Here is a 6966-nt window from a genome sequence, read left to right on the forward strand (position 1 = left end):
GCATGCCGACTCGGCCAAATCAGCCGAGAAAAGGCCGCGGCTCTCGCCGGCTTGGCGCCGTTCGACGATGAAAGCGGCAAGCACAAGGGAGAGCGCCATATCGGCGGCGGCCGAGCCCGCTTACGGCGCTCGCTGTTCGCCGCAGCGCTGCCGGCCTCCTTCCGCTGGAACAAGGCCCTGTGCGCTTTTTACGCCCATCACAGAGCTCGAGGCCATGCACACAACTACGTCCTCGTCGCCTGTGCTCGCAAGCTTCTCATCTACGCCAACACCGTCGTCCAGCGCGGCTCCCCATGGGTGGAAAACCCTATCGCGCTTTAATGGTTGCTACGCGATATCGCCCCTCACTCCTTCGCCGGCGCCGCCTTCAGCTCCGGGAAATCCTCTTCGCGAAACTCGAGGCCGCGGAGATGATCGCCGCGATCGTCGCTGTGCTCGAGTCGGCGCAATTGGACGCGTCTGATCTTGCCGGAGATGGTCTTGGGTAGTTCGGTGACCAGCTCGAGCTTGCGGATGCGCTTGAACGGCGCCATCCGTGCATGCATGTGGCGGAAGATCGATAGCGCGGTGTCGCGCGAACGCTCGGCTTCGGCGGTCAGCAGCACATAGGCCTTCGGGATCGCCAGCTTGATCGGATCGGGGCTCGGCACCACCGCGGCTTCGGCGACCGCATCGTGTTCGAGCAGCACACTCTCGAGCTCGAACGGCGAGATGCGATAGTCCGACGACTTGAACACGTCGTCGGTGCGGCCGACGAAGGTCAGGTAACCATCGTCGTCGGCGAAGGCGACGTCGCCGGAGCGATAGGCATCGCCCTCGGCGCCGGAAAGCTTGCCGCCCTCGCCCTGGTAGCCCTGCATCAGGCCCGCCGGACGCGCATCGCCAAGTAACAAGGTGATCTCGCCCTCTCTAGCCGGATGGCCGTCGGCGTCGGTGATGCGGACGGTGTATCCCGGCAGAGGCCGGCCCATCGAGCCGATCTTCACCGCCTGTCCCGGCGAATTGCCGACCATCGCGGTGGTCTCTGTCTGGCCGTAGCCGTCGCGGATGGTGACGCCCCAGGCGGCCTTGACCTGATCGATGACTTCCGGATTGAGCGGCTCGCCGGCGCCGCAGACTTCACGCAGGCTGACCTTGTAGTCCGCGAGCTTCTCCTGGATGAACATCCGCCACACCGTCGGCGGTGCACACAGCGTGGTGACGCCGCAGCGGCCGATCGTCGTCAAGAGACTCTTGGCATCGAACCGCGGCTGGTTGACGACGAACACGGTGGCGCCGGCGTTCCACGGCGCGAAGAAGCAGCTCCAGGCGTGCTTGGCCCAGCCTGGCGAGGAGATGTTGAGATGGACGTCGCCCGGCTGCAGGCCGAGCCAGTACATCGTCGACAGGCCGCCGACCGGATAGCTGCGCTGGCTGTGCCGCACCAGCTTCGGCTTCGCCGTGGTGCCGGAGGTGAAATACAGCAGCATCGGAGCGTCAGCCTGCGTCGGCCCGTCCGGCGTGAACGTGTCCGCCGCCTGCCCGGTTTCGGCAAAGCTCAGCCAGCCGTCCTGCGCGTCGCCGACGACGATGCGGAGCAGATCGTCGCCGCCGAGCGCCTTAAACTTGGCGACCTGATCGGGCGCCGCCACCACCGCCTTGGCGCGGCCGCGATCGAGACGATCGCGTAGCTCGTCGGCCGTCAGCAGCGTCGTCGCCGGGATGGTGACCAGGCCGAGCTTGATCGCCGCCAGCATGGTCTCCCACAGCGGCACCACGTTGCCGAGCAGCAGCAACAAGTGATCGCCGCGCTTGAGACCCTTGCTACGCAGATAATTGGCGACTTGGTTGGAGCGTTTGGAAAGCTGCGCAAAGGTCGGCTTAATCTCGGCGCCACTCGCGCCGTCGACGATCCACAGCGCCGGCCGATCACGACTGTCGGCGTTGGTGGCCAATTCGGCATCGAACCAATCGAGCGCCCAGTTGAACGGCACCGGATCGGGCCATTTGAAGCCCGCCACCGCGGCGGCGTAGTCGGTGCGGTGGTCGAGCAGGAAAGTACGGGCTTGCTGAAATGTGGTCATGACGCCCTCATTGTTCTGAAAGAGCAACTACAAACGAGACGTCATCCTGAGGTGCCGCGGCGAAGCCCGCAGGGCGAAGCCGAGGCCTCGAAGGATGGCCGCAGGCACTCGGAGCCGCATCCTTCGAGGCTCGCCCTGCGGGCGAGCACCTCAGGATGACGACTCAGTGCAGGCTACTACTTCCTTCCCTGCTCGCGCAGGTAGTTGATGATCCCGGAAAAGTCCGTGCCGCCGTGGCCGGCTTGTTCGAACGCCGTGTAAAGCTCCGCGGCGTGGGCGCCGAGCGGGGTAGCGGCGCCGGAGGTTTTCGCCGCCTCCTGCGACAGCTTGAGGTCCTTCAGCATCAGCGCCGAGGCGAAGCCCGGCTTGTAGCCGTTGTTGGCCGGCGAGGTCGGCACCGGGCCGGGCACCGGACAATAGGTCGTCAGCGACCAGCACTGGCCCGACGAGGTCGAGGCGACGTCGAACAGCGCCTGATGCGACAGGCCGAGCTTTTCGGCGAGCGTGAAGGCTTCGCCGACCGCGATCATCGAGATGCCGAGGATCATGTTGTTGCAGATCTTCGCCGCCTGGCCGGCGCCGGCGCCGCCGCAATGGACGATCTTCTTGCCCATCTTCTCCAGCACCGGCTTGGCCGCGGCGAACGCCGCGTCGCTGCCACCGGCCATGAAGGTCAGCGTCGCCGCCTTGGCGCCACCGGTGCCGCCCGAGACCGGCGCGTCGACGGACGCAGCGCCGTGCTTGGCGGCAAGCGCGTGCGCCTGCACCGAGCTGTCGACATCGATGGTCGAGCAATCGATGATCAGCACGCCCTTGTCGGCGTGCGGCAGGATCTCGTTCCACACCGCCAGCACGTGCTTGCCGGCCGGCAGCATGGTGACGATGACGTCTGAACCTTTCACGGCATCGATCGCGGTCTGCGCGATCTCGACGCCGTCAGCTTTTGCAGCGTCGCAGGATGCGGCGACGAGATCGAAGCCGTTCACCTTGAAGCCGGCCTTGACCAGATTGGCGGCCATTGGGCCGCCCATATTGCCGAGACCGATGAATGCGATGTTCGTCATGTCCCTCCCCTTCGTTCCCCGATGCTCCCGGTCTTTAGCCGGGAAATTTCAATTCTTGTGCGTCGCGATCGGCGAAGTAACGATCTACGATCTCCGGCGTGACCTCGGCGATACTAGCAGGCCGCCACTTCGGATTGCGATCCTTGTCGATCACCGCGGCACGCACGCCCTCGACGAAATCCTCGCTGACGAACACTTGCAGCGCCGCGCGATATTCGTGCACTAGGCATTCTTCGAGTGATCGTGCCACACGCGCCTGACGCAGCAACTTCAGCGTCACCTTCAAACTGGTTGGCGACTTGGTCCGCATTGTCTTCAGCGCGGCTGCGGCGAAGTCGGAATCGTCGCGTTCCAGCGCCGCAAAGATATTCTCGATCGTGTCACCTGCGAAGCAACGATCGATGATCGCTTGATTCTGCTGAGCCGGCCCGGGCGCAGGCGTCTCCACAAAGCGCGCAATCAGGCCGCTGACCTGATCGCCACTGGCGCCACGCGGCGCATCGGTGAGCGACTGGCGCAGCTCCGCCCAGCGCGACGTCGGCACATAGAGGTCGGCGAAGCGTGCATGGATGGCGTCGGCGCCGCTCATGATCTCGGCCGTCAGCGCGAAGTACGTGCCGATCTCGCCAGGCGCGCGGGTCAGCAACCAGGTGCCGCCGACATCCGGAAAAAATCCGATGCCGACTTCCGGCATGGCGATCTTGGTCTTATCGGTGACGATGCGGTGGCTGCCGTGACCGGCAATGCCGACGCCGCCGCCCATCACCAGGCCATCCATGAAGGCGACATATGGCTTCGCGTACTTGGCGATGCGCGCGTTGACGATGTACTCCTCGCGCCAGAACACCGGCCCGAGGTCGCCGCCTTCGCGGGCGCTGTTGTAGAGCCCGACGATGTCGCCGCCCGCGCACAGACCGCGTTCGCCGGCTCCCTCGACCAGGATCAGCGCAACGTCCGGATCGGCGCCGAATTCATCGAGCGCCTTGTCGATGCCGCGGGTCATCTCCAGCGTCAGCGCGTTGATGGCCTTGGGACGGTTGAGACGGATGACGCCGGCCGAGCCTTCGCGGCGGACGATCAGGTCCGGCTCGGTCACCGCGATATTCATCGATTTCCCTCGAGCAGCTTGCGGGCCACGATCAACCGCATAATCTCGTTGGTGCCTTCGAGGATCTGGTGGACCCGCAGATCGCGCACCAGCTTCTCGACGCCGTATTCGGCCAGATAGCCGTAGCCGCCGTGCAACTGCAGCGCCTGATTGGCGACTTCGAAACCGGCGTCGGTGGCGAAGCGCTTGGCCATCGCGCACAGCTTGGTGGCGTCGACATCCTTCCGGTCGAGCGCCGCCGCGGCCCGCCACAATAGCGTGCGTGCGGCTTCAAGTTCGGTCGCCATGTCGGCGAGCCTGAACTGCAGCGCCTGGAATTCGTCGAGCCGCTTGCCGAACGCCTTGCGGTCCTTGGTGTAGCTGAGCGCCTTGTCGAGCGCGGCCTGCGCACCACCGAGCGAACACGCGCCGATATTCAGCCGGCCGCCGTCGAGCCCGGCCATCGCGATCTTGAATCCGATCCCCTCATCGCCGAGGCGATTGGCCACCGGCACCCGGGCATTGTCGAACATCACCGCGCGGGTCGGCTGGGCGTTCCAGCCCATCTTGCGCTCGTTGGCGCCGAACGACAGGCCGGGCGTGTCACGCTCGATCACCAGCGTCGAGATGCCCGACGGCCCATCGGCGCCGGTGCGCACCATGGTCACGTAGAGATCGTTTTCGCCGGCGCCGGAGATGAACTGCTTCTGCCCGTTGAGCACGTAGTAATCACCGTCGCGCACCGCGCGGGTGCGCAGCGCCGCGGCGTCCGAGCCCGAACCAGGCTCGGTGAGGCAATAGCTGGCGATCAGCTCCATGTTGCACAGCTTCGGCAACCAGCGCTGCCGCTGGTCTTCGTTGCCGTAGCTGTCGATCATCCACGCGGCCATGTTGTGGATGGAGATAAACGCCGACACCGCCGGGCAGCCGGTCGCCAGCGCTTCGAAGATCAGCGCAGCGTCGAGCCGCGTCATCGCGCTGCCGCCGACGTCGTCCTTGATGTAAATGCCGCCGATGCCGAGCGAAGCCGCCTGCCTGATCACGTCCAGCGGCAGGTGCTTGTCTTCGTCCCACTTCAGCGCATGGGGCGCGATCTTCTCGGCCGCGAAATCGCGCGCCATCTGCTGGATGGCGCGCTGGTCTTCGTTGAGATCGAACTGCATCGCAGCCCGCGCTTACTTCATCAGCGGAATGCTGAACTCCGCGCCTTCCTTGACGCCCGACGGCCAGCGCGAGGTGACGGTCTTGGTCTTGGTGTAGAACCGCACCGAATCCGGGCCGTGCTGGTTGAGGTCGCCGAAGCCGGACTTCTTCCAGCCGCCGAACGTGTAGTAGGCGATCGGTACCGGGATCGGCACGTTGATGCCGACCATGCCGACATTGACCTTGGCGGCGAAGTCGCGGGCAGCGTCGCCGTCACGGGTAAAGATCGCGACGCCGTTGCCGTAGTCGTGGTCCGACGGCAGCGCCAGCGCCTCGGCGTAGTCGTTAGCGCGCACAACGCTCAGCACCGGGCCGAAGATCTCTTCCTTGTAGATCCGCATGTCCTTGGTAACGTTGTCGAACAGACAGCCGCCCATGTAGAAGCCGTTCTCGTAGCCCTGCATCTTGAAGCCGCGGCCGTCGACGGCGAGCTTGGCGCCCTCCTTGACGCCGATCTCGACGTAGTTCTTGACCCGCTCCAGCGCTTCCTTGGTCACCAGCGGACCGTAGTCGGCGGTCGGATCGGTCGACGGGCCGATCTTCAGCGACTCGACGCGCGGGATCAGCTTTTCCATCAGCTTGTCGGCGGTGGCCTTGCCGACCGGCACCGCGACCGAGATCGCCATGCAGCGCTCGCCGGCCGAGCCATAGCCGGCGCCGATCAGCGCGTCGACGGTCTGGTCCATGTCGGCGTCGGGCATCACGATGGCGTGGTTCTTGGCGCCGCCGAAGCACTGGCAGCGCTTGCCGGTCGCGGCCGAGCGCTCGTAGATGTACTGCGCGATCGGCGACGAGCCGACGAAGCCCACAGCGCGGATGTCCGGATCGTCGAGGATGGCGTCGACAGCTTCCTTGTCGCCATTGACGACGTTGAGCACGCCCGGCGGCAGGCCGGCCTCGATCATCAGCTCGGCCAGCGCCATCGGCACGCCGGGATCGCGCTCCGAGGGCTTGAGGATGAAGGCGTTGCCGCAGGCGATCGCCGGGGCGAACTTCCACATCGGAATCATCGCCGGGAAGTTGAACGGCGTGATGCCGGCGACGACGCCGAGCGGCTGGCGCATCGAATAGATGTCGATGCCGGGGCCGGCGCCCTCGGTGTACTCGCCCTTCATCAGATGCGGGATGCCGCAGGCGAATTCGACGACCTCGAGGCCGCGCTGGATGTCGCCCTTGGCGTCCGGAATGGTCTTGCCGTGCTCGCGCGCCAGCAACTCGGCGAGCTTGTCGTAATCGCGCTGCGCAAGTTCGAGAAACTTCATCAGCACCCGGGCGCGGCGCTGCGGATTGGTCGCGCCCCACGCCACCTGGGCGTCGGCGGCATTTTCGACCGCAGCGCGCATCTCGGCCTTGGTGGCGAGCGCAACCTTGGCCTGGACCTCACCGGTCATCGGCTCGAACACGTCGGCAAAGCGACCCGACTTGCCCGCGACCTCCTTTGCGCGATGAAATGACCGATCGTGCGCATGCGTTCCTCCTGGAGAGTCTGTTCTGCCCCCTTGAACCAATTTTTGCCTGTTTGGGAAAGGGGCAGCCGCGCAGCTCCCCT

Annotated in this window: 5 protein-coding genes and 1 pseudogene; 1 reads left to right on the forward strand and 5 read right to left on the reverse strand. The window is 65.5% G+C overall.

Going from position 1 to position 6966, the window contains the following annotated elements; all coding sequences use genetic code 11:
• Positions 1 to 321 (forward strand): transposase (locus I5M_RS15970; RefSeq protein ID WP_031336612.1); only part of this gene is annotated, 321 nt, incomplete at its 5' end.
• 23 nt (positions 322 to 344) lie between these two features.
• On the opposite strand, the gene I5M_RS15975 is transcribed toward I5M_RS15970, so the two are convergent.
• The 5 genes and pseudogenes from I5M_RS15975 to I5M_RS29895 all read right to left on the reverse strand — a co-directional run bounded on the left by I5M_RS15975 (position 345) and on the right by I5M_RS29895 (position 6885).
• Positions 345 to 2063, reverse strand: coding sequence for an AMP-binding protein (locus I5M_RS15975; RefSeq protein WP_031336613.1), 1719 nt, complete (start codon positions 2061 to 2063; stop codon positions 345 to 347).
• Positions 2064 to 2239: 176 nt separating this feature from the next.
• A complete protein-coding gene (gene mmsB, locus I5M_RS15980; protein ID WP_022722312.1) occupies positions 2240 to 3127 on the reverse strand; it encodes a 3-hydroxyisobutyrate dehydrogenase in 888 nt (295 codons plus the stop codon).
• Positions 3128 to 3161: 34 nt separating this feature from the next.
• Positions 3162 to 4235: an enoyl-CoA hydratase/isomerase family protein gene (locus tag I5M_RS15985; RefSeq protein ID WP_022722313.1), complete on the reverse strand. Its 1074-nt coding sequence runs from the start codon at positions 4233 to 4235 to the stop codon at positions 3162 to 3164.
• A complete protein-coding gene (locus I5M_RS15990) occupies positions 4232 to 5377 on the reverse strand; it encodes an isobutyryl-CoA dehydrogenase (protein ID WP_022722314.1) in 1146 nt (381 codons plus the stop codon). Before I5M_RS15990 ends, I5M_RS15985 begins: the two co-directional genes overlap by 4 nt.
• A 12-nt stretch (positions 5378 to 5389) precedes the next feature.
• Positions 5390 to 6885: pseudogene (locus I5M_RS29895) on the reverse strand (CoA-acylating methylmalonate-semialdehyde dehydrogenase).
• Between the last annotated feature and the right edge of the window lie 81 nt (positions 6886 to 6966).

This window comes from Rhodopseudomonas sp. B29 (assembly GCF_000333455.1).
GTDB lineage: Bacteria > Pseudomonadota > Alphaproteobacteria > Rhizobiales > Xanthobacteraceae > Rhodopseudomonas.

Coding starts and splice junctions, on each gene's coding strand:
- I5M_RS15975 (WP_031336613.1), bottom strand. CDS start 2,063: ATGACCACATTTCAGCAAGCCCGTACTTTCCTGCTCGACCACCGCACC.
- mmsB (WP_022722312.1), bottom strand. CDS start 3,127: ATGACGAACATCGCATTCATCGGTCTCGGCAATATGGGCGGCCCAATG.
- I5M_RS15985 (WP_022722313.1), bottom strand. CDS start 4,235: ATGAATATCGCGGTGACCGAGCCGGACCTGATCGTCCGCCGCGAAGGC.
- I5M_RS15990 (WP_022722314.1), bottom strand. CDS start 5,377: ATGCAGTTCGATCTCAACGAAGACCAGCGCGCCATCCAGCAGATGGCG.